Annotated in this window: 22 protein-coding genes and 3 tRNA genes; 9 read left to right on the top strand and 16 right to left on the bottom strand. The window is 71.6% G+C overall.

The features are described 5' to 3' along the window. Positions 1-11 precede the first annotated feature (11 nt). Positions 12-1,598, bottom strand: a complete 1,587-nt coding sequence (locus tag ACTOQ3_RS18485) for a DAK2 domain-containing protein (protein ID WP_440084611.1) — start codon at positions 1,596-1,598, stop codon at positions 12-14. Positions 1,599-1,908: 310 nt separating this feature from the next. On the opposite strand from ACTOQ3_RS18485, the gene rpmB reads away from it, so the two are divergent. Then, positions 1,909-2,094 carry a 50S ribosomal protein L28 gene (gene rpmB, locus ACTOQ3_RS18480; protein ID WP_012894387.1) on the top strand — a complete coding sequence of 62 codons (186 nt, stop codon included), beginning with the start codon at positions 1,909-1,911 and terminating at the stop codon, positions 2,092-2,094. A gap of 131 nt (positions 2,095-2,225) precedes the next feature. On the opposite strand, the gene thiD is transcribed toward rpmB, so the two are convergent. The 3 genes from thiD to ACTOQ3_RS18465 all read right to left on the bottom strand — a co-directional run bounded on the left by thiD (position 2,226) and on the right by ACTOQ3_RS18465 (position 5,241). Then, positions 2,226-3,035 carry a bifunctional hydroxymethylpyrimidine kinase/phosphomethylpyrimidine kinase gene (gene thiD, locus ACTOQ3_RS18475; RefSeq protein ID WP_440084610.1) on the bottom strand — a complete coding sequence of 270 codons (810 nt, stop codon included), beginning with the start codon at positions 3,033-3,035 and terminating at the stop codon, positions 2,226-2,228. A 52-nt stretch (positions 3,036-3,087) separates the two neighbouring features. After that, on the bottom strand, positions 3,088-4,059 hold the full coding sequence (locus ACTOQ3_RS18470) for a hypothetical protein (RefSeq protein ID WP_440084609.1): 972 nt from the start codon (positions 4,057-4,059) through the stop codon (positions 3,088-3,090). A gap of 225 nt (positions 4,060-4,284) precedes the next feature. Beyond that, positions 4,285-5,241 (bottom strand): thiamine-phosphate kinase, encoded by a 957-nt coding sequence (locus ACTOQ3_RS18465; protein WP_440084608.1) that lies wholly within the window; start codon positions 5,239-5,241, stop codon positions 4,285-4,287. Between the two features lie 51 nt (positions 5,242-5,292). Between ACTOQ3_RS18465 and ACTOQ3_RS18460 the strand changes: the two genes are divergently transcribed. Both ACTOQ3_RS18460 and ACTOQ3_RS18455 read left to right on the top strand, forming a co-directional pair. Continuing rightward, positions 5,293-5,526: an Lrp/AsnC family transcriptional regulator gene (locus tag ACTOQ3_RS18460; RefSeq protein ID WP_344749082.1), complete on the top strand. Its 234-nt coding sequence runs from the start codon at positions 5,293-5,295 to the stop codon at positions 5,524-5,526. A gap of 96 nt (positions 5,527-5,622) precedes the next feature. Continuing rightward, entirely contained in the window at positions 5,623-6,069 is a 447-nt protein-coding gene (locus ACTOQ3_RS18455) for a DUF3515 family protein (RefSeq protein ID WP_440084607.1), read from the top strand. On the opposite strand, the gene ACTOQ3_RS18450 is transcribed toward ACTOQ3_RS18455, so the two are convergent. From ACTOQ3_RS18450 to ACTOQ3_RS18435, 4 genes are all read right to left on the bottom strand, one after another. Next, positions 6,052-7,161, bottom strand: a complete 1,110-nt coding sequence (locus tag ACTOQ3_RS18450) for a D-alanine--D-alanine ligase family protein (RefSeq protein ID WP_440084606.1) — start codon at positions 7,159-7,161, stop codon at positions 6,052-6,054. The two genes, ACTOQ3_RS18455 and ACTOQ3_RS18450, sit on opposite strands and share 18 nt — an antisense overlap. Positions 7,162-7,211: 50 nt before the next feature. Then, positions 7,212-8,426, bottom strand: coding sequence for a trans-sulfuration enzyme family protein (locus ACTOQ3_RS18445; protein WP_440084605.1), 1,215 nt, complete (start codon positions 8,424-8,426; stop codon positions 7,212-7,214). A 28-nt stretch (positions 8,427-8,454) separates the two neighbouring features. Next, complete coding sequence (locus ACTOQ3_RS18440; RefSeq protein WP_440084604.1) at positions 8,455-9,465, bottom strand: NAD(P)H-dependent glycerol-3-phosphate dehydrogenase; 1,011 nt, start codon at positions 9,463-9,465, stop codon at positions 8,455-8,457. 276 nt (positions 9,466-9,741) lie between these two features. Next, positions 9,742-10,464, bottom strand: coding sequence for a lysophospholipid acyltransferase family protein (locus tag ACTOQ3_RS18435; protein WP_440084603.1), 723 nt, complete (start codon positions 10,462-10,464; stop codon positions 9,742-9,744). Between the two features lie 79 nt (positions 10,465-10,543). Between ACTOQ3_RS18435 and cofC the strand changes: the two genes are divergently transcribed. Next, positions 10,544-11,248 (top strand): 2-phospho-L-lactate guanylyltransferase, encoded by a 705-nt coding sequence (gene cofC / locus ACTOQ3_RS18430; RefSeq protein WP_440084602.1) that lies wholly within the window; start codon positions 10,544-10,546, stop codon positions 11,246-11,248. Between the two features lie 53 nt (positions 11,249-11,301). Beyond that, positions 11,302-11,505: a hypothetical protein gene (locus ACTOQ3_RS18425; RefSeq protein WP_362693664.1), complete on the top strand. Its 204-nt coding sequence runs from the start codon at positions 11,302-11,304 to the stop codon at positions 11,503-11,505. Between the two features lie 137 nt (positions 11,506-11,642). Here the strand turns inward: ACTOQ3_RS18425 and ACTOQ3_RS18420 are convergent, their stop codons facing one another. From ACTOQ3_RS18420 to leuC, 4 genes are all read right to left on the bottom strand, one after another. After that, positions 11,643-11,942, bottom strand: a complete 300-nt coding sequence (locus ACTOQ3_RS18420) for an HU family DNA-binding protein (RefSeq protein ID WP_329085236.1) — start codon at positions 11,940-11,942, stop codon at positions 11,643-11,645. Between the two features lie 163 nt (positions 11,943-12,105). After that, positions 12,106-12,360, bottom strand: a complete 255-nt coding sequence (locus ACTOQ3_RS18415; protein ID WP_440084601.1) for a hypothetical protein — start codon at positions 12,358-12,360, stop codon at positions 12,106-12,108. Next, positions 12,339-12,926, bottom strand: a complete 588-nt coding sequence (gene leuD, locus ACTOQ3_RS18410) for a 3-isopropylmalate dehydratase small subunit (RefSeq protein WP_440084600.1) — start codon at positions 12,924-12,926, stop codon at positions 12,339-12,341. Before leuD ends, ACTOQ3_RS18415 begins: the two co-directional genes overlap by 22 nt. Before the next feature lie 12 nt (positions 12,927-12,938). Then, the gene (leuC, locus tag ACTOQ3_RS18405; RefSeq protein WP_440084599.1) at positions 12,939-14,315 is read right to left on the bottom strand and encodes a 3-isopropylmalate dehydratase large subunit; all 1,377 of its coding nucleotides are present in this window, start codon (positions 14,313-14,315) and stop codon (positions 12,939-12,941) included. Positions 14,316-14,385: 70 nt separating this feature from the next. Here leuC and ACTOQ3_RS18400 point away from each other — a divergent pair, with 70 nt between their 5' ends. Together ACTOQ3_RS18400 and ACTOQ3_RS18395 are read left to right on the top strand one after the other, a co-directional pair. After that, entirely contained in the window at positions 14,386-15,102 is a 717-nt protein-coding gene (locus ACTOQ3_RS18400) for an IclR family transcriptional regulator (protein WP_440084598.1), read from the top strand. 259 nt (positions 15,103-15,361) lie between these two features. Next, the gene (locus ACTOQ3_RS18395; RefSeq protein ID WP_440084597.1) at positions 15,362-17,104 is read left to right on the top strand and encodes a hypothetical protein; all 1,743 of its coding nucleotides are present in this window, start codon (positions 15,362-15,364) and stop codon (positions 17,102-17,104) included. A 109-nt stretch (positions 17,105-17,213) separates the two neighbouring features. Here the strand turns inward: ACTOQ3_RS18395 and ACTOQ3_RS18390 are convergent, their stop codons facing one another. The 4 genes from ACTOQ3_RS18390 to ACTOQ3_RS18375 all read right to left on the bottom strand — a co-directional run bounded on the left by ACTOQ3_RS18390 (position 17,214) and on the right by ACTOQ3_RS18375 (position 18,369). Beyond that, a complete protein-coding gene (locus ACTOQ3_RS18390; protein WP_440084596.1) occupies positions 17,214-17,726 on the bottom strand; it encodes a PaaI family thioesterase in 513 nt (170 codons plus the stop codon). A 347-nt stretch (positions 17,727-18,073) separates the two neighbouring features. Further along, positions 18,074-18,146, bottom strand: a tRNA-Glu gene (locus tag ACTOQ3_RS18385). A 13-nt stretch (positions 18,147-18,159) separates the two neighbouring features. Further along, positions 18,160-18,235 (bottom strand) — tRNA-Glu (locus ACTOQ3_RS18380). 62 nt (positions 18,236-18,297) lie between these two features. Next, a tRNA-Gln gene (locus ACTOQ3_RS18375) sits at positions 18,298-18,369 on the bottom strand. A 176-nt stretch (positions 18,370-18,545) separates the two neighbouring features. On the opposite strand from ACTOQ3_RS18375, the gene ACTOQ3_RS18370 reads away from it, so the two are divergent. Further along, the gene (locus tag ACTOQ3_RS18370; protein ID WP_440084595.1) at positions 18,546-20,534 is read left to right on the top strand and encodes a M3 family metallopeptidase; all 1,989 of its coding nucleotides are present in this window, start codon (positions 18,546-18,548) and stop codon (positions 20,532-20,534) included. Positions 20,535-20,671: 137 nt separating this feature from the next. Continuing rightward, complete coding sequence (locus tag ACTOQ3_RS18365; protein WP_440084594.1) at positions 20,672-22,399, top strand: carboxylesterase/lipase family protein; 1,728 nt, start codon at positions 20,672-20,674, stop codon at positions 22,397-22,399. Positions 22,400-22,444: the final 45 nt, after the last annotated feature.

The following is a 22,444-nucleotide window of genomic DNA, read 5'->3' as shown; positions in this document are numbered from 1 at the left end:
CCGGCACCGGCTCATTCCACCCCGATCAGCAGCGGATAGCCGCCCTGCCCGCCCTCGTACCGGACCACCTCGACGTCCGGCCTGGTCCCGGCCAGATGGTCCTGTACGGCGCGTGCGAGCCCCTCGGGGGCGTCGGCGCCCTCCAGGAGGGTCACCAGCTCGCTGCTGGAGGAGACCATGCGGCGTACGACCTCCAGCGCGGTCGCCTCCAGATCCGTGCCGATCAGCGCGGCGTCACCGTCGACCACCCCCAGGACGTCGCCGGGGGCGGTCAGGCCCGCGCTCGTCATGACCTCGCGGTCGGCCACCCACACGTGCCCGTGGCGGGTGTGCGCGGCGGCCTCGGTCATGGCGACCACGTCGTCGTCGAAGCGGCGCAGCGGGTCGTGGACGGCCAGCGCCGACAGGCCCTGCACCGAGGCCCTGGTCGGGAGGACGCCGACCACCAGGCCCTCCTCCCTCGCGATCTCCGCGGCGGCGGCCGCGACCTCGCGCGTGTCGCTGTCGTTGGGCAGGACCACGACCTCGGACCCGGCCTCGCGGACGGCGGCGAGCACCGCCGCCAGCGGAGGGCTGGAGCCGGGCTCGCGCCGGACGACCACGGCTCCCGCCTCCTCGAACACCGCCGCCAGCGCGGGCCCCGCGGCCACGGCCACCACGCCCCTCCCCCGCGCGACCGGATGGGTCCTGCCCGAGGCGACCAGATACGTCACCTTGATCCGGTGAGGGCGGCCCCGCCTCATCGCCGCCTCGATCGCCGCGCCCGCGTCGTCCACATGGACGTGGACGTTCCATAGGCCGTCCCCGCCCACGACCACCAGCGAGTCGCCGAGCGCGTCGAGCTCCTCCCGCAGTGCGGCGACCTCTTCCTCTCCGGCGTCCAGCAGGTACATGACCTCGTAGCCGGGCCCCTCTCCGCCCTCCCGGGCTTCCCGGGGGGTCTCCGGGACGATCCGGTGCGCCGGGGCGGGGATGTCCACCCTGCCGGTGTAGGAATCGGTGACGACGGCGGCGAGGCTCTCCAGGATGATCGTCAGGCCCGCCCCGCCCGCGTCGACCACCCCGCCGCGGGCCAGCACGTCGAGCTGCCCCGTGGTGCGGCGGAGCGCGGAGCGCGCCTCCCCCGCCGCCCTCCTCGCGACCGAGGCGAGATCCTCCCGCCCGTCGCGGACCGCCGCGGCCACGGCCGCCAGGACGCTCAGGATCGTGCCCTCGACCGGTCTGGACACCGCGGCGCGGGCCAGCTCGGCGGCTCTGACCAGGCCTCGTCCGAGGTCGGCGCCGTGCCCCTCGGCCTCCCTGAGCACCTCGGCGAGGCCGCGCAGCGCCTGGCTGACGATCACCCCCGAGTTGCCGCGGGCGCCGAGCAGCGCCCCCTGCGCGAACGCCCGCCAGGTGGCCTCGGCCCCGGCGTCGTCGGGCAGCCCGTCGAGCGCCTCGGCGGCGGAGAGCATGGTCAGGTGCAGGTTGGTGCCGGTGTCGCCGTCGGGCACGGGAAAGACGTTGAGCGCGTCGATCTCCTCGCGCGCCCTTCCGAGCGTCTCGGCGGCCAGCCGCGACCATCTGCGCACCGCGAGCGGGTCGAGAACCTGCAGCATTCCTGCCCTCCTGCTCCCCGGCTCCTGCTCGCGCCCGCCGGACGCCCTCACCGGGCTCCGGGCGTCTCCCGATCCGCTCTCGGCTCCACTGCCCCGCCCGGCTCTCCGGCGAGACCCGCCGTGGCGTGTCCCGGAATGCGCTACGGTTGCCTCCGGAGATTATCCCCGTTCGACCGTTCACGGCGGCTCGCGTTCGCGTGCAGGGCCGGACATCGGATATCCTCGTGTGGCCAGCCGGTCGTCCCGGCGTGCCCGATGACCGCCGCCAGTGCGGCGGATCGAGCCTCTCGACTGATATAAGGAGCGAACCGTGGCTTCCGTCTGCGACGTTTGCGCTAAGAAGCCGACCTTCGGCAACAACGTCTCCCACTCGCACCGCCGCACCCGCCGCCGCTGGAACCCGAACATCCAGCCCGTGCGCGCAGTGGTGAACGGCACGCCGAAGCGGCTGAACGTGTGCACCTCCTGCATCAAGGCCGGCAAGGTCACCCGCTAGCCAGACCTCCGCGAAGCCCGCCGTCCCACGCGATGGGGCGGCGGGCTTCGCCGTTTCCCGGCGGGTCTCCGTCCCGGTCCCGTTCAAGAAACCGTCCCGCTCAGGAGACGCGGCTCAGGAGAACGTCCCGCTCAGGAGACGCGCAGGCGCCAGGCGTGGTCGACGGGGCCGATGCCCGCCCCCAGGGGGAAGCCGTGTGCGATCGCGCCGGTGACGTACGCCTTCGCCTTCTCCACGGCGGGCGGGACGTCCTCGCCGAGGGCGAGGTGGGAGGCGATCGCGGAGGCCAGGGTGCAGCCCGTGCCGTGGGTGTGCCGGTTGTCGTGGCGCTCCGCGGTGAAACGGAACTCGCGCGTGCCGTCGGTCAGCAGGTCGACCGGCGCACCCGGCAGGTGACCCCCCTTGACGAGCGCCCACGCGGGCCCGAGCTCCAGGATCGCGTCGGCGGCCCGGCGCAGGTCGGGCTCGTCCTCGACCTTCACCCCGGTGAGCTGCAGGACCTCCCACAGATTGGGGGTGACCACCGTGGCGGTGGGCAGCAGGCGCGTCTTCACCGTCTCCACCGCCTCGGGCGCGAGGAGCGCGTCGCCGTGCTTGGAGACCCCGACGGGATCGACCACGACGGGCACGTCCAGCCCCGCCAGGACCTCGGCCACCGTCTCCACCAGTACCGGTGAGGCGAGCATGCCGGTCTTGACCGCCTGGGCCCCGATGTCACCGAGCACCGAGTCGAGCTGGGCCCGTACCGCCTCCGGGGGAAGCTCCCAGTAGCCCTGCACGCCGACCGAGTTCTGGGCGGTCACCGCGGCGATCACACTCATGCCGTGCACGCCGAGGGCGAGCATGGTCTTCAGGTCGGCCTGGATTCCCGCACCGCCTCCGGAGTCGGAGCCGGCGACGGTCAGCACGCGAGGGGGGGTCGAAACGGTCATGTTCCCCATCCAACCAGCCCCGCTCCGGCCCGCGAAGCGCCGGGGCGGGCGGCGCACCGGGTCAGGCGACGGCGCACTCTCCCTGGTCGCTCTGGCAGCTCTGCGGGATCTCCGCGTCACCGCTCGCGGTGAAGGTGACGACGAGCTCCTCGTCGGCCCCCAGACCCTCCGGTGACTCGATCAGCAGGCTGTCGCCGACCTGCTCCCAGTCGGCTCCGCTCACCGAGGTGACCTCCCCGCTGACCGGCACGCTCACCTTGAGCCGCTCGACGCTCTCGTTCGCGGCGACCACGAGCTCGACGGTGTAGGTGCGCGATCTCTCCCTCACGATGTCCGCGCCGACCGTGATCGCGGCACCCCCGGCGAGCGGGGCCGCACTGGAGGCCGTCTCGCTGGGCACGGGGTCGGGCCCGGCGCTGCTCGGGGACTGCTCGGGAGCCGGCGTACGGTCACCGGCGACGAGGGGCTGGGGGGCATCGGGGGTGGAACCGGGCTCGGGCTCGTCGGCGGACTCCTCGGAAGACGACGAGTCGTCGGTGTCCGCCGGCGCGCGGGTGGCCTTCCGCGTCGGTGTGGGCCGGGGGGTGGAGGTGCCCTCGCCTCCGCCACGGGTGGAGGTGCGGTCGGGGGCCGGGGTGGACCTCGTCCTCTCGTCACCCGGCCGCGGCGTCTCGTCGCCCGTCTCCGAGGGCTCGTCGTCCGGCGCCGGCTCCTCCAAGGGCTCCTCCACCGCGGGCTCGTCGGCGGTGTCGGTCTCCGGCACCGGCTGGTTCGACGCCGCCGCGACGCAACCGGCGGGCGGGCAGTCGGCGGGGCTCCCGGAGCCGGCCAGGGCCCGGACGCCGACCACGGTCCCGCCGAGCACCACGGCCACCGCGGCGACGATCAGCACCGTCTTCCTGATCCGCCCGCCGGGCCGCTCCTCGTCCTCGGGCCACGGGTCGAACGGGGTGGACTCCTTGGACGAGCCGGACGGCTCGGACTCCGAGCTCCATCCCGACCCCAGGAAACCCGTCCGGGTCTCGGTGGTCACCGACTCCTCGGGACGGAGTCGGCGCCCGATCGGCTCGTCCCCCCGACCTGGTTCCGGAGCGAACTCCGGCTCGCGTTTACCCCGGTCCGGGGAAGCCTCTTCCCCGGTTCCACCGTGGCGGCCCATATGGCCCCTTTCTCGAAGGGAATCTCGACCGCCCATCTTCATACCAGTTAGGTAAACGTTTGTCGCAATTTTCACAGATGTCGCAGGAAGTGGTAAGGATCACACCCGGAAGTGGTCCCAGCCTCCCCGGTCGAGCGAAAGGCCCTTGACCTGCACGCCTTCCCCCTCAATGACGTGACCCGCCACGTTCCAGCCCTCCGGGAGCCGTACGTGGGCCGGGAAGGTCGCGGCGAGCGCGTGGTCGTCGCCGCCGGAGAACACCCACTCCAGCGGATCGACGCCGAGCAGCCGGGCGGCCTCTCGCATCGCCGGCGGGAGGGTGAACGCCTCCGGGTCGAGGACGAGCGCGACTCCGGCCGCCGCGGCCACATGACCGAGGTCCTGCAGCAGGCCGTCGCTCACGTCGAGCATGGCCGTCGCGCCGAGCCCGGCGGCCTCCGGGCCGCGCGCGTAGGGCGGGCACGGGCGGCGGTGGGCGTCGATCAGCTCCACCGGCCCGGACAGGCCCGCGCGGAGCAGCGCGAGCCCGGCGGCGGCGTGCCCGAGGCGACCCGCGACGGCGACCACGTCGCCCGGGCGGGCCCCCGACCGCGTGACGGGTGCCCGGCCACCCAGGTCGCCCAGGGCGGTGACGGCGATCACGACGAGGTCGCTGCGGGTGATGTCACCGCCCGCCACGCTGGCTCCGACGAGGTCGCACTCGTCGCGGAAGCCGTCGGTGAGATCGTCCAGCCAGCCGGTGGTGGTGTCGGCGGGTATCCCGAGGCCGACCACGAGGCCGGTGGGGTCGGCCCCCATCGCCACGACGTCGGAGAGGTTCTGCGCCGCGGCCTTGCGGCCGATGTCGTAGCCACTGGACCAATCGCGCCGGAAGTGCCTACCCTCAATCAACAGGTCAGTCGTCACGACGACCCGCCCGTCGGGAGCGCTCACCACCGCGGCGTCGTCCCCGGGGCCGAGCAATACGGTCCTACCTTGTGGCAAACGTCCGGCAATACGTGCAACAACCCCGAATTCGCCGAGATCTCCGACTGTGATGACACACCTCCTGTTCATCACAGGGTACGGTGGCCCTTCGGCACTGATCCAATCGCCCGGGAGGTCGTTATGGTGCAGGCCTATATCCTCATCCAGACCGAGGTCGGCAAGGCCGCGAACGTGGCTTCGGCGATCTCCGGCATCTCAGGTGTCACGCAGGCCGAGGACGTCACGGGACCCTACGACGTGATCGTGCGCGCCGAGGCCCGCAACGTCGACGAGCTGGGGAAGCTCGTGGTGGCGCAGATCCAGGGTGTGGAGGGGATCACGCGTACGCTGACGTGCCCCATCGTCCATATCTGAGCCCACATCTGAGTCCGCGTCCGAGCCCGCGCGTGAATTCGTGCCCGGACTCACACGCGGGTCCTCGAATCCGTATCCGATCGTCTGGAACGTGACATGTCACTGCGGTTCGCCCGCCGGGCGGGGTGCGCCTGTGCCCTGCTGATCCTGGTGGGATGCGGCGGCGCCGTCCGGGTCGAGCCGCCGGTCCCCGATGCGCCCGCCGCCGCCGCGTGCCGGGCGCTCGCCGAGAGGCTTCCGGGGAAACTCGACGGCGCGGACCGGACGGAGTCCACTCCCGCCTCCCCCTACGTCGCCGTGTGGGGGGAGGCTCGCATCGCCCTGCGCTGCGGGGTGCCGCGACCGGTGACGATGTCGCCGACCGACCAGGTGCCCGAGATCGACGGGGTGGCGTGGTACGCCGACCCGGCCAGGCCGACGCTGTTCACCGCGATCGGCAGGGAGGCCTACGTCGAGGTGACGATCGCGCGGGAGCACATCCCGCAGAACGTGCTGGTCGCTCTCGCGGCCCCCATCAAGAGCGCCCTACCGCAGACCGGGTGAGCGTCCGAGCGCGAGCTGGATCAGCCGGTCGACCAGCTCGGCGTAGGGCACCCCGGTGGCGGCCCACAGCTGCGGCGCCACCGACATCGCGGTGAAGCCCGGCATGGTGTTGATCTCGTTGACGATCAGCCGTCCGTCGGGGGTGTAGAAGAAGTCGACCCGTGACAGGCCCTCGCAGCCCAGTGCCTCGAAGGCGCGGACGGCCATCGCCCGCAGCTCCTCGGCCGTCTCCTGGGGGATGGCGGCGGGCACGGACAGGGACATGTCGCTTCCGATGTACTTGGCCTCGAAGTCGAAGAACTCGTGGTCGCCGTGGACCAGCACCTCGCCGGGCAGGCTGGCCCTGGGCGCCTCGTCGCCCGGCGACTCCAGCACCGCGCACTCGATCTCGCGGCCCGTGACGGCGGCCTCGACCAGCACCTTGGGGTCGTGCTCGCGGGCGAACTCGATGGCCCGCTCCAGCTCCTCCAGGGTGGCGGCCTTGGAGATGCCCTGGCTGGACCCGGCGCGCGCGGGCTTGACGAAGACCGGCCAGCCGAGCTCCTGGACCTCCTTGAGCACCCGGCCGCGGTCGGTCCGCCAGTCGCGGTCGCGGATCACGACGTACGGGCCGACGGGCAGGCCGGCGGCGGCGAGGACCAGCTTCATGTACGCCTTGTCCATGCCGACCGAGCTGGCCAGCACCCCGGAGCCGACGTAACGGACCCCGGCCATCTCCAGCAGTCCCTGGATCGTGCCGTCCTCGGCGAAGGGGCCGTGCATCACGGGGAAGACGACGTCGACCTGGCCGAGCTCGACGGGGATGCTGCCGGGGTCGTACGCCACCAGCGAGCCGTCACCGGAGGCCAGCGCCAGCGACGCGCCCGCCGCGTCGACGGCGGGCAGCTCACCGCTCTCGATCTCGTAGCGCTGCTCCCCGGAGGCGAGCACCCACCGGCCGTCCGTGGCGATCCCGATGGGGACCACCTCGTACTTGGATCTGTCGATGGCCCCCAGCACGCTTCCCGCCCCGAGAATGGAGACGGCGTGCTCGGAATTGCGACCGCCGAAGACGACGGCGACCCTCGGTAGGGGTTCGTGCTGCTCACTCATGATGACCGAATGTACCCCCTGTTAGAGGGCAATCCGGCTGTTAGACGCGCCTACCTACCCGATGCGGGTAGTGAGTCGAGGGCCTGGGTGACGTCCATGATGAGATCCTCGGCGTCCTCCAGCCCGATGGAGAACCTGACCGCCGCCGCGTCGGTCCCCGATTCGTCACCGGGCCGCCGGTGGGTGGCCGAGGCCACGTGCGCGGCCTTGGTACGGGTTCCTCCGGCGGAGGTGGCGATCGAGACGAGCTTGAGCGCGTCGGCCAGGGCCACTCCCGCGTCGTAGCCGCCGCGCGGGGTGATCGTCACGCAGGCGCCGTATCTCGTGCCCTCGGGACCGGAGTCGAACAGGTGCCTGGCGAGCTGGTGACCGGGATGTCCCGGCAGCCCCGGGTAGTCGACCCGGCGTACGGCGGGGTGCTTGGCCACGGCGGCGGCGAAGACCATCGCGGTGGAGCACATCCGGCGGACCCGCAGCGGCAGGGTCTCCAGCCCACGGCGGAGCAGGAACGCGTCGTCGGGGGAGAGGGTGCCCCCGGTGTCGATCCGGACCTCGCGCAGCTGGGCGATCAGGTCGGGGCGGCCGACCGCCACGCCCCCGGCGCAGTCGTCGTGACCGCCGAGATACTTGGTCGCGGAGTGGATCACCAGGTCGGCGCCGTGTTCGAGGGGGCGGCACACGATCGGGGTGGCGAAGGTCGAGTCGACCACCAGCAGCGCCCCCGCGGCGCGGGCGATCCGGTAGAGGCCCCGGATGTCGGAGACGGCCATGGTGGGGTTGGACAGCGTCTCCGCGTAGATGATCTTCGTGTTGGGTTTGATCGCCGCCTGCACCCTGGCCAGCTCGCCGTAGCCGACGAAGTCGGCGCCGACCCCGAACCTGGCCAGCACGTTCGTGATCAGCGAGTGGGTCCCGCCGTACAGCGGGGTGGGGGCCACGATGTGCGCGCCCGCGCGCAGGAACGTCATCAGGACGGCGTTGACGGCGGCCATCCCCGAGGCGAACGCCTGCCCCGCCACGTCCTCGGGCGCCGCGGCGCCCTCCAGGGAGGCCACCGCCGCGGCGAAGGCGGCGGTGGTGGGGTTGTCGATCCGGCCGTAGGCGTAGCCGGAGCTCTTCTCGTCGAACACCTCGGCGTACTCGGCGGAGTCGCCGAAGCCCCACGCGGAACTGCGCCACACGGGAAGGCCGAGAGGGGGCTGCCGGGGCGTCTCGGGAGCGGGCAGGTGCACCGACCGGGTGTTCTCGCCCTTGCGCCTACGCATCCGTCTGTTCATCGACCACGCTGTCCGTTCACAGGCCGTACCGTTCCGGCTTGGGAGTCCGCGACATCAGGAGCACCCCGGCCTCGCTGGGGGGCATCGCGTCGTGGACGACGGCCACCACCACCTCGGTGATCGGCATCTCCACGTCGTGCTTTCTGGCCAGTTCGAGCACCGACTCGCAGGATTTGACCCCCTCGGCGGTCTGTTTCGTCGCGGCGATGACCTCGTCCAGCGTCATACCTCGCCCGAGATTCTCCCCGAAAGTACGGTTCCGCGACAATGGGGACACGCAGGTCGCCACGAGATCGCCCATGCCCGCGAGGCCCGCGAAGGTGTGCGGGTCGGCGCCGAGCACCGTACCCAGCCGGGAGATCTCCGCCAGCCCGCGCGTCATCAGCATCGCCCCGACGTTGTCGCCGAGCCCCATCCCCGCCGAGATGCCGACCGCCAGGGCGATCACGTTCTTGACGGCCCCGCCGAGCTCGACCCCGATGACGTCGGGGTTGGTGTACGGGCGGAACCAGGGCGGCAGGTAGCAGGCCGCCTGGAGGCGCTCCATCGCCCGCTCGTCCGTGCAGGCGACCACGGTGGCGGCCGGCTGGCCCCTGACGATCTCGCCGGCCAGGTTGGGGCCGGACACCACCGCGACCCGTTCCTGGGGCACCTCGGCGACCTCGCAGATCACCTCGCTCATCCGCTTGGTGGTGCCCAGCTCGATGCCCTTCATCAGGCTGACCAGCACCGCGTCGGGCGGCAGGTGCGGCTTCCAGCGGGTCAGGTTCTCCCTCAGGGTCTGGGAGGGCACCGCGAGCACCACGAAGTCGGCGCCTTCGAGGGCCTCGGCGGGGTCGGTGGTGGCGCGCAGCGTCTCGGGCAGCACCGCGCCCGGCAGGTAGTCGGGGTTCTCGTGCCGCCGGTCGATCGCCTCGACGATCTCCGGCTTGCGCCCCCACAGCGTCGTCCGGGTGCCCGCCCCGGCGAGGATCATGCCGAAGGTCGTCCCCCACGAGCCCGTGCCGAACACGGCCGCCTTGGTCATCGGTTCTCCTCGGGCGTGGGGACCCCCGCCTTCGAGCGGGGAAGGGGACGCGGCGCGGTGCCGCGTCCGGCTGCGGCGACGGCCGGGCCACCGCGGGTGTGGTCGGCGCCGTCCTCGCCGCCTGGCCGGCGGAGAGGCGAGACGCCTGTGGAGCTGGTGTGGAACCTCAAGGGATTTCTCCTGGCGGGCGACCGGCGGTGAATCGGGAACTCTCACGGGCGACCGTGGGAAGCCCCTCCTTCGGGGAGGGGAGGATGTCAACACCGTACGCCGAAGTCAGTTGTCGGACGGTCGCTTGAACGGCGTCTCGGGTGCCTTCTCCCCGCGGATCTCGGCCAGCTGGGCCGTGATGGCCGCCATGATGTCGGCGGTCGCCTCGCGCAGGACCTCGGCGGAGACCGGCTGTCCCTCGTGGCCCGCGTACTTCGACAGGTCGACCGGCGGTCCCGTCTGCACGCGGAAGGTCTTGCGCGGCAGCAGGCGGGGCCTCCTGGCGCCGTACGGCAGGATCTCCTGGGCTCCCCAGTGGGCGACGGGGATCACCGTCGCGCCGGTGGCCAGCGCGAGCCTGGCCGCGCCGGTCTTGCCCTCCATCGGCCAGAAGCCCGGGTCGCGGGTGCAGGTGCCCTCCGGGTAGAACATCACGCACGCCCCGGCGGCGAGCCGCCGCCGGGACTCCTCCAGCGAGCGCGCCGCGTCGGCGCTTCCCCGGTGGACCGGGATGGCCTGCAGCGCCCTCACCAGGGAACCGACCAGCGGTACCGAGAAGAGACCCGACTTGGCGAGGATCACCGGCCAGCGGCCGTGGTTGTAGAGGAAGTGCGCGACGAGGATGGGGTCCAGCCACGACAGGTGGTTGGTCACCATGATGATCCCGCCCGTCCTGGGCAGGCGGTCGCTGCGACGCCAGTCCTTCTTGACCAGGAGCCACGAGATCGGCTTGACGATCGTGACGGCGAAGGCCACCCAGAATCGCGAAGGCCATCCGGGGCGTCTCATGGGCTCCTCCATATGAGCGGGATGCGCCCCAAGTCTCCCGGTTGGCTCCGGGGGATGTCGAGGCGGGATGCTTAAGGCTATGTCTGCTTCGGAGAGCTCCGGCTGGACCCTCGTCGTCCCGGTCAAGACGCTGGTCGCCGCCAAGACCCGTCTGTCGGCCGCGGCGGGCCCGCACCGGGCCGCGCTGGCCGTGGCGATCGCCTGCGACACCGTCGAGGCGGCGCTGAGCTGCGCGCTCGTCGCACGGGTGATCGTGGTGACGGGCGACCCCGTGGCCGCGAAGGCGCTCGGCGAGGTCGGCGCGCACGTGGTCGGCGACCCGGAGGAGGGGCTGAACGCCGCCCTGCGGCACGGCGCTCTCGAGGCGGTGCGGCTGGCGCCCGGCGACCCCGTCGGCGCCCTCCAGGCCGACCTTCCCGCCCTTCGCCCCGCGGAGCTGGCCCGCGTGCTGACCGCCGCCGCGGAGTTCGGCCAGATGTTCCTGCCCGACGCCGCCGAGATCGGCACGACCTTCTACGGCGTACGGCCGGGGGTGCCGTTCACGCCGGGATTCGGCGGCGAGTCGCGGGACCGGCACCTGCGGCGTGGCGCCAAGGAGCTCTGCGTGGACGGAGTGGAGTCGGTCCGCCACGACGTGGACACCCCGGACGACCTGCGCCTGGCGCTGACCCTCGGCGTCGGCCCCCGCACGCTGGCGGTGGCGAGAAAGATCTCGGCGTCGGGCCCGGACGGAGGGCGAGACCCGGAGGACGGGGACGGCGGACCGAGAACGGACCGCGAATGAGACGAGGGCGGCGGGCGCGGGACGGGCGCCCAGGCGGGAGTTAGGCTGGGCGGGTGCAGGCGACGGTGCGGAACTTCGACCCGGCGACCCGGTCGGGGTCGGTCTTCCTGGACGACGGGACAGAGATCCCGTTCGAGGCGGCGGCGTTCGACGCGGGGCCGCTGCGGCTGCTCAGGTCCGGCCAGCGGGTCAACCTCGTCATGGACGGCGACGACGTCACCTACGTCACCCTCTCGACCTTCCCCGTTCCCGGGTAGAGGCCCCGTTCCCGGACAGGCGGCGCCGGGCACGCACCGGGGAGGTCCTCGGGTGAGCGGCCTCGCCGGGCGAGGCCGCCGGGAAAGCCGGACGCCCGGCCCCCCGTCGTGGGAGTCCGGGCGCCTGTGCCCGAGGCCTACCGCTTCTTGGACGCCTTCTTGCCGCCGGTGTTGACGAGTTCCTTGAAGTCGGAGCCCGGCCGGAACTTCGGCCCCCAGCTCTCGGCGACGCGAATCTCGGCCCCCGTCGAGGGGTTGCGGGCGGTGCGGGCCGGCTTGTGCACCATCTCGAAAGCACCGAACCCCGTGATCGAGACCTTGTCGCCATTCGCGACGGCGGTCTGGATGGCGTCGAGCACCGCGTTCACGGCCTCGGTGGCCGTCTTCTTGTCGCCCACCCGATCCGCGATGGCGTCGACGAGTTCCTTTTTGTTCATAAGGTTGCTCCCCCTGCTTACCGATGTCCGGGAGTGGGTCACGAGGCAGAAAACCCGTCTCACCCGATTTGTCACGGCGAGGGGTCTCATCACAGATCTCTCATCAACGATCACGATGAGAAACCCCTTGCCCGCTTGAAATTAGGGGACGGAGCCGTATGACTCAATCACCTTCCGCAATGTTTCCAGTGCTTGGCGTATCTGAAACCACGACATCAATGCTGAGAAGGAACAAATCAAGACGCCCGGCGGCGTGTTCGAGGTCGCGTTTGGCCAAATCGCAGATGGCCAGAAGACGCCGCGCGAGACGTTTTTTCTCCTCGTCGGGCACGGGCAGGGACCGGACGTGGCGGTGCGCCTCGCGCAACCGCCACGCCAGCTCGTGTTCTGAACTCGTCAGACGGTCGTCGGCAGCCATGGCTGCCGACCATTCTCGTATGCCCCTATGGCGTCGGCGTTGCGCAGGGTCAGCCCGATGTCGTCCAGGCCCTCCGTGAGCCGCCAGCGCGTGTAGTCGTCGATCTCGAACGCGGCGACCTCGCCGGCCCAGCGGACCTGGCGTTCTCCCAGGTCGACGGTGATCTCCAGCGTGGGATCCGCCTCCACCGCGGTCTGCAGGGCCTCGACGATCTCGCCCGGCAGGACGACCGGGAGCAGACCCATCTTGGTGGAGTTATTACGGAAGATATCCCCGAAGCGGGCCGCGATCACGACGCGGAAACCGTACTGCTGCAGCGCCCAGACCGCGTGCTCGCGGGAGGAGCCGGTGCCGAAGTCGGGTCCGGCGAGCAGGATCGTGGCGCCCTCGTGGGCGGGGTTGTTCAGTACGAAGCCGGGGTCCTCGCGCCAGGCGGAGAACAGCCCCTTCTCGAAACCGGTCCGGCTGACCTGCTTGAGCCAGACGGCGGGGATGATCTGGTCGGTGTCGACGTTGCTGCGGCGCAGCGGCACGGCCCGGCCGGTGTGGGTGACGAACGCTTCCATCGCGAGGACTCCTTACAGGTCGGCGGGCGCGGTGAGTTTGCCGGTGACGGCGGTCGCGGCGGCGACCTGCGGGGACACGAGGTGCGTACGGCCGCCCTTGCCCTGACGTCCCTCGAAGTTGCGGTTGGAGGTCGAGGCGCTGCGCTCGCCGGGGGCGAGGGTGTCGGGGTTCATGCCCAGGCACATGGAACAGCCGGCCTCGCGCCATTCGGCGCCCGCGTTCCTGAAGACCTCGTGCAGCCCCTCCTGCTCGGCCTGGAGCTTGACCAGCATCGAGCCGGGCACGATCAGCGTGCGCGTGACGACCTGGCGCCCGCGCAGCACGTCGGCCACGGCACGCAGGTCCTCCAGACGCCCGTTGGTGCAGGAGCCCACGAAGACCGTGTCGACCTGGACCTCGCGGAGCGGGGTGCCCGCGGTCAGGCCCATGTACTCCAGGGCGCGGGCGGCCGCGGCCGGGTCGTCGGTGTCCTCGGGGCGCGGCACGGACGTCCCCAGCGGGGCGCCCTGGCCAGGGTTGGTGCCCCAGGTGACGAACGGGGTCAGCGTCGCGGCGTCGATCTCCACGACGGTGTCGAAGGCGGCGTCCTCATCGGTCACCAGCGACTTCCAGTACGCGACCGCGGCGTCCCAGTCCGCGCCGGACGGCGCGTGGGGGCGGCCCTTGAGGTATTCGAAGGTGGTCTCGTCCGGAGCGATCATGCCCGCGCGGGCGCCCGCCTCGATGGACATGTTGCAGACGGTCATCCGGCCCTCCATGGAGAGCTTGCGGATGGCCTCGCCGCGGTACTCGACGATGTATCCCTGGCCGCCGCCGGTACCGATCTTGGCGATGATCGCCAGGATCAGGTCCTTGGCCGTGACGCCGGGCGGCAGCTCGCCGGAGACCTCGATGGCCATCGTCTTCGGCCGGTAGGCGGGCAGCGTCTGGGTGGCCAGCACGTGCTCGACCTCGGAGGTGCCGATACCGAACGCGATGCCGCCGAAGGCACCGTGGGTGGAGGTGTGAGAATCACCACACACGATCGTCATGCCGGGCTGGGTGAGGCCGAACTGCGGGCCGATGATGTGGACCACGCCCTGGCCCGCGTCGCCCATCGGATAGAGCCGGACGCCGAACTCCGCGCAGTTCTTGCGCAGCGTCTCGACCTGCACCCGCGACACCGGGTCGTCGATGGGACCGCGTACGGTCGGGACGTTGTGGTCCTCGGTGGCGATGGTGAGCTCGGGCCGCCGGATGGGGCGATTGGCCAGGCGCAGGCCGTCGAACGCCTGCGGGCTCGTGACCTCGTGGATGAGGTGCAGGTCGATGTAGAGCAGGTCGGGTTCTCCTTCGGCACGTCGCACGACGTGCTGCTCCCATACCTTCTCCGCGAGCGTGCGGCCCATGTCGCCTCCTTGCGATCGGCTGTCCCACTCCCACTTGCTTTCTCATATGTCGAGACGGCAGTATCGGTGTATGGACAACTCTAGCGGAGTCGGCGTACTCGACAAGGCCGTCCTCGTGCTCAATGCCCTCGAAGCAGGCCCGGCGTCCCTCGCACAGCTCGTTCAGGCCACCGGCCTGGCACGGCCCACGGCCCATCGGCTGGCCGTCGCGCTGGAGCATCACCGGATCGTCTCCCGCGACACACAGGGCCGGTTCGTACTGGGCCCACGCCTGTCCGAGTTGTCCACGGCCGCCGGCGAGGACCGGCTGCTGGCCGTCGCCTCCCCGATCCTCACCCAGCTCAGGGACCTGACCGGGGAAAGCGCGCAACTTTACCGTCGCCAGGGTGACGAGCGGGTCTGCGTGGCCGCCGCCGAGCGCGCCAGCGGGCTGCGCGACACCGTGCCGGTCGGCTCGGCGCTGCCGATGCTCGCCGGTTCCGCGGCGCAGATCCTGCTCGCCTGGGAGGAGCCCGACCGCCTGCACCGGGGCCTGCGCGGGGCCAAGTTCACCGCGGCCACGCTGGCGAGCGTGCGGCGCAGGGGCTGGGCGCACAGCGTCGGCGAGCGCGAGCAGGGCGTCGCCAGCGTCTCGGCGCCGATCAGGGGCGCGGCCGGCAAGGTGGTCGCCGCGGTGTCGGTCTCCGGCCCGATCGAGCGCCTGACCCGCACCCCCGGCCGCCTTCACGCCGCCCCCGTGGTCACCGCCGCCGAGCGGATCACCGAATCGATGCGCCGCGCCAACTGAGGACCGGCCGAGGACCGGCCGACGGCGAGCGGCCACGTCACGGCGACCGGCGGCGAGCCGGAGAACCACCCGGCCGTCGGCGAGCGGCCCGCAGCGCCGGAGGACCACGCCGGCCGGTGACGAGCGGGCCGCCGGGCCGGACGGCGGTGCCGGGCCTCGGCGGCCGGATCACCTGGCGAAGGGCCGCGCCGGTTGACATCGGCCGACCTGAGGACGATATGAGGAGGCGAGCACCCCTGCGGCCCCCTAGGCTGGGAAGGTGACAGATCGCATCGAGGCAGCCGCGGCTGAACTGCGTCCCCTGCTCCAAAACTTCATCCTCTGGGCGCGTGAGAACGCACCCGGCAGCGATTCCAATCTGGTCGGCTCTGTCGCACTGTGGCACCGCCTGATCGCCTCCGACGACGTCGGCCGGTGGAAGCAGTCCGACCTGCGCACGGTGCTCCTCGATCGGATGCCGCAGGTCGTCGAGGACCCTGACGCCGCCGCCGACGGCATGGTGCCCGCGATCCGCGCCTACCTGACCTTCCTGTCGGAGTCCGACCGCCTGGCCAAGGGCTCCGCCTCGCTGGACGATCTGCTCGCCGAGCTCGACCGCCTCGAGGACGACTTCGTCGACGCCATGGAGGATCTCGTCGTCGAGGACGACGAGGACGAGGAGTACGACGACGAGGAGGAGTCCGAGGGGCTCGGCGACTTCGAGCCGTTCGCCGACGAGCTCTCCGAGCTGCCGACGATCCGGCTCCGCCCGGACAGCGAGCTGGCCGCGGCCACCCGCGGGACGACCCTGATCGCCAAGGCCCGCGACCTCGCGGTCTGGGTCGGGACCGAGCGCCGGGTGGGCGAGACGAGCCTGCTGGACGACGCCGAGATCGCCGAGGCCCTGGCGGTCCTGAAGCTTCCGGTCCCCGAGAAGGGCGGCGCGTCGCTGGCCGACTCCGTCCCCGCCCTCTGGAACATCTGGAACCTCGCGATCGACCTCGACTTCCTCCAGCCCGAGGGGGAGGACACCGTCAGCGTCGACGCCGACACCGCGGAGTGGCCCTTCGAGGAGGACGACGACGCGCTCGACGCGTGGATGGCGGGCCTGCACTCCATCGACTACGGCGACCCCGAGCTGGAGGACGAGGAGGCCACGATCGCCCTGTCCGGGCTGACCAGGGCGCTGCTGGTCCGGGTGCTGCTGGCGACGGGTTCGAAGCCGCTGGCCGAGCTCCGCACCGAGCTGGCCGAGGCCGCCGCCGAGTACGACGACCTGGGCGCCGAGGCCTGGGCCGCCGCCACCGCGCAGTACGGCGACCCGCTCAACCCCGTGCTCGACTGGCTGGCCGGATACGGCATGGTCGAGGTCGAGCACAACCAGGTGCGGCTGACGCCGCTCGGCATGGAGGGCGTGGTCCACCTCGTGGACGACGCCGACATCGAGCTGGACGCCCGGCCCGCCATCGACGCGATGACGGCCCTCGACCTGCTCTCCTTCGGCGCCGAGCTTCCCGAGGAGGAGGCGGACGCCGAGTTCGCGGCCTGGATGGAGCTGCGCGCCCCCGAGCAGGCCGCCAGGGACCTGCTGGAGGCCGCCGCCGAGGACGACGCGGACGCGCTGATCCGGGTCCAGGCGGCCAGCATGGTTGGCTCGCTCGGCGACGTGGCCGTGCCCGCGTGGCGGGAGGCCCTCGACGAGCCTTCCCTGCGCCCGTACGCGGCCACCCACCTGGCCCAGCTGGGCGTCGAGGACGCTCCCACCCCCACCCAGGCCGACACCCACTGGCTGATCCTCGACATGCTGACCATCTCCGCCGGCCTCGGCCGCCCGGAGTTCGTCAGCAGCCTCGACGACATCGGCAACGTGCCGAACCTGGTCAGCCTGCTCGAGGTGATCTGGAAGGTGCCGCACCCGCACCTCGAGGAGCTGCTGGAGGCGATCGGCAAGGCCCACCCCGACAAGCAGGTGGGCAAGGCCGCCAAGCGGGCCCTGTTCAAGGCCCGTTCGGGACAGAACTAGCCGTCCGGCCCGCTCCGGAGCCCGGGCGACCGGCTCCGGGGCGGGACCCGGCCCCTACCGGGAAACAGCCGGGGACGGCTGGAGGACGGCTGGAAACGGCCGGGACGGATCAGCCCAGCGGGAAGACGGCGCAGGTCGTGGTGGCGTGGGCGTACAGCTTGCCGTTGCCCTCACCCACGATCCGCGCCTCCGAGGTGGCGACGGTCCGGCCGACGTGCAGGGTCCTGGCCTCGCAGCGCAGCGGCCCGGTGTTCGCGTAGACCGGCCGGACCATGTTCACCCCGAGCTGGACGGTCGTGTACGCCTTGCCGGGCGGCAGCTCTGTCATGATCGCGCACCCGAGGGCCGAGTCGAGCAGGGTGGCGAGATAGCCGCCGTGCACGCTTCCCAGCGGGTTGTAGAGGTGCTCGCCGGTCTCCCCCACGAAGACCGCCAGGCCACGCTCGACGTGGGTTATCCGGAAACCGAGCGTGCCCGCGATCGGCGGCGGCGGGATGCGGCCGTCGACCAGCCGTTCCAGGAACTCCAGGCCCGACAGTTCCGCCAGGTCGGCGGGGAACGCCGGTGGCGTCCACGAGTGGGTCCGCGAGATCGTCGGCTGGGTCTCAGGGGTCGTCGGCATGGGCTCCACCATCGCGAGGGGTCGTACCCGGGTACGGATCACGTACCCCGCACGGTATTTGATCGCCTGCCCGCCGGGGAGGGCGATCCGCACTCCGGGGCCCGTCCGGGCAGGAAGCCCGGTCCCTGGTCGAGGGACCTCCCGGGCGGGGAGCGCGGCCCCCGTTCCGGGATCCGCCCAGGTGGGGAGCGCGGTCCCCGCTCCGGGATCCGCCCAGGCGGAGCGGGGTCCGCGCGGAAACGCGAGGGCGGAAACAGGAGGAGAGATCCGGAACGGGGGCGCGGGAATTTTCGAGGGATCCGGAAATGCGAAAACCCCGGAAGCGGTTGCTTCCGGGGTTCGCGATGTAGCCCCGACCGGATTCGAACCGGCGCTACCGCCTTGAGAGGGCGGCGTCCTAGGCCACTAGACGACGGAGCCTTGCGAGAGACAGTGGTAGTCCCGACCGGATTCGAACCGGCGCTACCGCCTTGAGAGGGCGGCGTCCTGGGCCACTAGACGACGGGACCCTACACACTGTCATCAGATTCGGAGGGGACCGAATCTGCGGCATCTTCCTGAGAAGATGCAGCTGGGGTACCAGGACTCGAACCTAGAACAACTGAACCAGAATCAGCCGTGTTGCCAATTACACCATACCCCACCGCGCTGGACCCCCTTGCGGGACTCGCTGGCGACTCCGAAAGAATAGCCCAGGTTGGGGGTCAAGACCAAAACGATTGCCTGCGGCCGAATCGCGGTATCACCGGGCTGCCGCCACGAAGGTCCACTGTGTAACGCTGCTGGAGAAGATCCAGCCGCATGTGAGGAGTTCCCACCTTGACCGACAACCCGTTCTTCACCCCCAGCGAGCTGCCCTACGGCCTTCCGCCGTTCGCCCTGGTCAGGGAGGAGCACTACCTTCCGGCCTTCGAGCGCGGCATGGCCGACCAGCTCCGTGAGGTGCGGGAGATCACCGAGAATCCGGAGCCCGCGACGTTCGCCAACACGATCGAGGCCCTGGAGCGCTCGGGGCGGATCCTCCACCGGACCGTGACCGTTTTCTTCAGCGTCTCGGCCTCCGACGCGACCGACGGCATCCGGGAGATCGAGACGGAGATCTCCCCCAGGCTGACCCAGCACGCCGACTCCATCCGTCTTGACCGCTCCCTGTACGCCCGGATCAAACAGGTGACCACCGATGACACCGAGGAGGCGTGGCTGCTGGAGAAGTACCGCGTCGACTTCGTCAGGGCCGGGGCCGACCTGTCGGAGACCGACCAGGGGCGCCTCAGGGAGCTCAACGAGGAGCTGAGCAGGCTCGCCACGACCTTCTCCCAGAACCTGCTGACGGCCTCCACCGCCTCCGCGCTGGTCGTCGATGACGTCAGACTGCTGGACGGCCTCCCCGAGAGCACGATCAAGGCGATCGAGAAGGACGGCTCGTACGTCCTGACGCTGTTCAACCACACCAACCAGCCCGCCCTGGCGGAGCTGACCGACAGGGAGACCCGCAGGAGGCTGTACGAGCTGTCCACGGGCCGGGCTCCGGAGAACTTCGAGCTGGCGGCCAGGATGGCGACGCTCCGCGCCGAGCGGGCGGCGCTGCTCGGCTACCCCAGCCACGCCGCCTACTCCGTCGCCGACCAGACGGCCAAGACCACCGACGCCGTCGAGGAGATGCTCGGCAAGCTGGTGGGCCCGGCGGTGGCCAACGCCCGCCGGGAGGCCGAGGCGCTGAGCGAGCAGGCCGGTTTCCCCATCGAGCCGTGGGACTGGTCCTTCTACGCGGAGCGGGTGCGCAAGGCCCGGTACGACTTCGACGGCGCCGACCTGCGCCCGTACTTCGAACTGGACCGGGTGCTGCGCGACGGGGTCTTCCACGCGGCGGGCGAGCTGTACGGGGTCACCTTCTCCGAGCGGGACGACCTGGCCGGGTACCACCCGGACGTGCGGGTCTTCGAGGTGTTCGACGCCGACGGCTCGCCGCTCGGGTTGTTCCTGTTCGACGCGTACGCCCGGCCCACCAAGCGCGGCGGCGCCTGGATGAACAACCTGGTCGACCAGTCGCACCTGTTCGACGAGCGGCCCGTGGTGATGAACAACCTCAACATCACCAAGCCCGCCGAGGGGCCGACGCTGCTCACGTTCGACGAGGTCAACACCGCCTTCCACGAGTTCGGCCACGCCCTGCACGGCCTGTTCTCCGACGTGCGCTTCCCCCTGGTCTCCGGGACGGCGGTGCCGCGCGACTTCGTGGAGTACCCCTCTCAGGTCAACGAGATGTGGGCCACCTGGCCGTCGATCCTCGCCAACTTCGCCAGGCACCACGAGACCGGCGAGCCCGTGCCCGCGGAGCTCCTGGAGAAGATGAGGGCCGCCGAGAAGTTCAACCAGGGCTTCAGCACCGTCGAGTACCTCGCGGCGGCACTGCTCGACTGGTCCTGGCACAAGCTGGCGGCGGGCGAACCCATCGAGAACGCCGCGGACGCCGAGGCGTTCGAGAACGCCGCCCTGGAGCGCGCGGGGATCGCCTTCGACCTGGTCCGACCCCGCTACCGGACCAACTACTTCGCGCACATCTTCTTCAGCGGGGTGGGCGGCTACAGCGCCGGCTACTACTCGTACATCTGGAGCGAGGTGCTCGACGCCGAGAGCGTCGACTGGTTCGAGGAGAACGGCGGCCTCGGGCGCGAGAACGGCGACCACTTCCGCTCCACCCTGCTGTCGGTGGGCGGCTCGCGGGACGTGATGGACGCCTTCCGCGACTTCCGCGGGCGCGACCCGCGCATCGAGCCCCTGCTGAAGCGCCGCGGCCTGCTGGTCTAGCCGGCCGGAGCCGTCCTTCGAAGGACACGGTCTGCCGGTATGTGCCTCGGCGCACCGCCGGGGTGCGGTTTCCCGCACCCCGGCCGGGGACGCAGATCCAATGCGCCGGGAGGCGGCCGGAAGGCATCGTGGACGCCATGAGACGACCGTGGAACAGGACGGGCGCCGCGCTCGTCGCCGGCCTGGCCGGAGCCCTGCTGCTGGGAACGACGGGCCCCGCGACGGCACGGGCACAGCAGGAGGAAGGCCCTGACGCGCGACAGGCCGCCCCCGTCGCGGCCTCCCCGATCTCCCCGGCCTCCCCGGCCGGAACCGGCGGGGACATGACGGTGCGTACCGACGCCGGGTGGGTGAAGGGCGTGCGGGCCGGCGGCCAGCGGCTCTTCCAGGGCATCCCGTACGCCGCGCCGCCGGTCGGGGAGCTGCGCTGGCGGTCGCCGCAGGCCGTCGCCCCGTGGCGGGGGGTACGCGACGCCGGCGCGCCCGGCAGCCGGTGCGCGCAGGTCGCCGACAAATGGGGGCTGCCGGGAAGCGAGGCGGAGGACTGCCTCTACCTCGACGTGACCGCGCCCGCGCCCGCGCGAAGCGTCGGGAACCGCCCCAGGCCGGTCATGGTGTGGCTGCACGGCGGGGGCCTGATGAGGGGCGCGGGCAGCGACTACGACGCCCGCAGGCTGGCCGGGCGGGGCGACGTCGTGGTGGTCACGGTCAACTACCGGCTGGGGATCTTCGGGTTCTTCGGCCATCCCGGGCTGGAGAACTCCGGTTCCTTCGGGATCGAGGACCAGCAGGCGGCCCTGCGCTGGGTGCGGCGCAACGCGGCGGCGTTCGGCGGCGACCCACGCAACGTCACCCTGGCCGGCGAGTCCGCGGGGTCGCACTCGGTGTGCGCGCAGCTCACCTCCCCCTCGGCGGCGGGGCTGTTCCACCGGGCGATCGCCCAGAGCAGCCCGTGCGGGGCGGGGAGCTTCGAGGGCACCCCGCTGACGCCGGTCCTGAAGGTGCCCCTGTGGCTGCCCAAGGCCTCCTACGAGGGCTACGGGCAGTATTTGGCCGCTCTGCTGGGGTGCGGCGACCCAGGGACCGCGTCTGCCTGCCTGCGGGGCAAGCCGGTGGCCGACCTGCTCACCGCGCCCGTCATCCCGCTGCCGGGGTACGGCAACGCGGTGTTGCCCGAGGATCCGGCGAAGGTACTTCAGGAGGGCCGCTTCCACCGGGTGCCGGTGCTGACGGGCATCACCCGGGACGAGGGCACCTTGTTCGCTCCGGCGCTCTTCGAGGAGCCGCTGACGGCGGAGGACTACGAGCTCAAGGTCAGCGCCAACTTCGGCACCGCGGGGCCCGAGGTCCTGGCCCGGTACCCGGTGGGCACCCACGACGGCCCGCCCCTCCAGGCGCTGGCGGCCATCATGAGCGACCTGGACTGGGCCTGGCAGGCGCGCGACACCGACCTGCTGCTCGCCCGGCACGTGCCGACCTACTCCTACGAGTTCACCGACCGTACGGCGCCCCCGCTCTTCCCGCTGGACCACGGGGTCAGGCCGCTCGCCGCGCACGGCTCCGAGCTGTCGTTCCTGTTCGGGGTCGGCTGGGAGTCCGCTCCGCTCACCCCCGCGCAGCGGCGGCTCGGGGACACGATGATCGACTACTGGTCGAGGTTCGCCGCCACCGGCGACCCGAACCGGCCGGGCCTGCCCGCCTGGAAGCGCGTGCGCCCCGCCGACGGCACGCCGTACGTGCAGGAGCTGGCCCCGGGAAGGGGCGGTATCAAGCCCTTCGACCGCGCCTCGGCCCACAACCTCGCCTTCTGGGACGAGCTCGCCGGGCGGGGGACGGGAGCCGGGCAGGGCGCGAAGACCGAATAGGGCACGAAGACCGCTCAGGGCGCGGAGCCCGGTCAGGGGTGCGGA

The sequence above is a fragment of the Streptosporangium sp. LJ11 genome (assembly GCF_051918945.1).
In the GTDB taxonomy this organism is placed as follows: domain Bacteria; phylum Actinomycetota; class Actinomycetes; order Streptosporangiales; family Streptosporangiaceae; genus Streptosporangium.
The sequence above is the reverse complement of the archived record's forward strand: the minus strand, read 5'-3'. Positions and strand labels throughout refer to the sequence as shown.